Annotated in this window: 2 protein-coding genes and 1 pseudogene; 1 reads left to right on the forward strand and 2 read right to left on the reverse strand. The window is 49.1% G+C overall.

Annotated elements, in window-relative coordinates:
- Nucleotides 1-85 precede the first annotated feature (85 nt).
- Together HX778_RS24845 and HX778_RS24850 are read right to left on the reverse strand one after the other, a co-directional pair.
- The gene (locus tag HX778_RS24845) at nucleotides 86-601 is read right to left on the reverse strand and encodes a lysozyme (protein WP_176983350.1); all 516 of its coding nucleotides are present in this window, start codon (nucleotides 599-601) and stop codon (nucleotides 86-88) included.
- Nucleotides 591-905 carry a hypothetical protein gene (locus tag HX778_RS24850; RefSeq protein ID WP_176983351.1) on the reverse strand — a complete coding sequence of 105 codons (315 nt, stop codon included), beginning with the start codon at nucleotides 903-905 and terminating at the stop codon, nucleotides 591-593. The genes HX778_RS24845 and HX778_RS24850 overlap by 11 nt, the downstream gene beginning before the upstream one ends.
- A 180-nt stretch (nucleotides 906-1,085) precedes the next feature.
- Here HX778_RS24850 and HX778_RS24855 point away from each other — a divergent pair.
- A pseudogene (locus HX778_RS24855) lies at nucleotides 1,086-1,392 on the forward strand (hypothetical protein); the annotation flags it as partial.

The following is a 1,392-nucleotide window of genomic DNA, read 5'->3' on the forward strand; positions in this document are numbered from 1 at the left end:
TTGCCGTGGTAGTGATTTGCCGACCAGATAAGGCCACCAGCCAGGCAAACCACAAACACGAGAAAAAGCACTCGATAGCCGGTTGTCATAAGCCATCCATGCAGAGTTGCTTCTCTGCGCCGCGGCGAGTGACCAGGCCGGGAAGCTTAACGCCGCCGCCGTATACCCACCTCGGGAATTGCTCACAGGCCTGAGCAACCTGCCCGCTGCGCAGCAGCAGGAACAACGTAGATTTCTGCATAGCGCCACAGCCCACGTTAAACGTGATCGAAGTGACCGCAGAGAACGTGTTGTCTGAAAGCTTTTTCCCGTTGCCGTAGCTATTCACGCAGCGCTCGGCGCTAAGGATGTTCTTTTCCCAGTCCGCTGCTATTTGCTCATCAGTCTTTCGCGTACCGGGCTTCACGTCGTGTGTGTTGCCGATGCCGTCAGTAATCACGCCAGCCGGGCAGACATACGGATCACGGCGGCAGGACTCGGCGTTGCCGATTAATTCCAGACCACGCTGATTCGTCCTGACGTTTCCGCTGCCCAGAATAATGGCGATGATTGCACCAACTGAGCAGATAGCACCGGCCACCCCAACCTTTTTATTTTGCATTAGCGCTTATCCTGTTCATCGTGTCAGTAACGACTTGAGCGCTTGATGGGCGCTGTTCTGGCGGGAGCTGATGGATATCCTCGAAATATTTTTCAAGCAATCTGGTCCGCTTCTCTTCCTCTTTCCTGATCCTCCTGGCATCAACCCGGCCGGAGAAGAATGAAGCCAGAGAAACAATGACGCCCACCAGCCCAAATATCATGTAAACGACATCCTGAGTCGTGATGCCTACCGCCGACGCAAACGCCGCTATCCAGGCAAAAAGCTGTGTAACAGCATTAGACGTCTGGTCATTCATTCTCATGGTCTCTCACCTCGCTGGTTGCGGGTGCGGTGTGTGAAATAAAAAAGCCGCCCAACGAGCGGCCAATAGATTGAATTGGAACTGTGAATTAAATCAAATGACGCAAATATATGCTTTTCAGCAGCATACTTTGTGTGAACTCAAGTGATAGGATGAAAGCCACAAACATCAGGAGGTTATATGATTTATCTTTTGGATGATGAAAACTTCGTAGAGGTTGATGACTGGGAAAAAATAGTTTCCAGAGAAAACTATCTTCCAAACCTCAATGCATTAAATAAAAAACTAGATAAAATAATAGGTTATTATGAGCTAAACAAAAAAGTTAGCTGTGGCCTATCAAGTTGCCGCACCCCTCACTATAAAGGCTACGTTGTTAAAACTGATGATGAGTCAGAAACAAACATTGGGCATGATTGCGGGACCAAATATTTTGCGGTGGCCTTTGAGAAAATGTCGGCAGACTTCATAACCGCCCTTGAGGTTG

The sequence above is a fragment of the Cedecea sp. P7760 genome (genome assembly GCF_013386425.1).
In the GTDB taxonomy this organism is placed as follows: Bacteria; Pseudomonadota; Gammaproteobacteria; order Enterobacterales; family Enterobacteriaceae; genus Cedecea; species Cedecea selenatireducens.

Excerpts from the sequence above, each read along its gene's own strand:
- HX778_RS24845 (WP_176983350.1), bottom strand. The coding sequence starts at position 601 with ATGCAAAATAAAAAGGTTGGGGTGGCCGGTGCTATCTGCTCAGTTGGT.
- HX778_RS24850 (WP_176983351.1), bottom strand. The coding sequence starts at position 905 with ATGAGAATGAATGACCAGACGTCTAATGCTGTTACACAGCTTTTTGCC.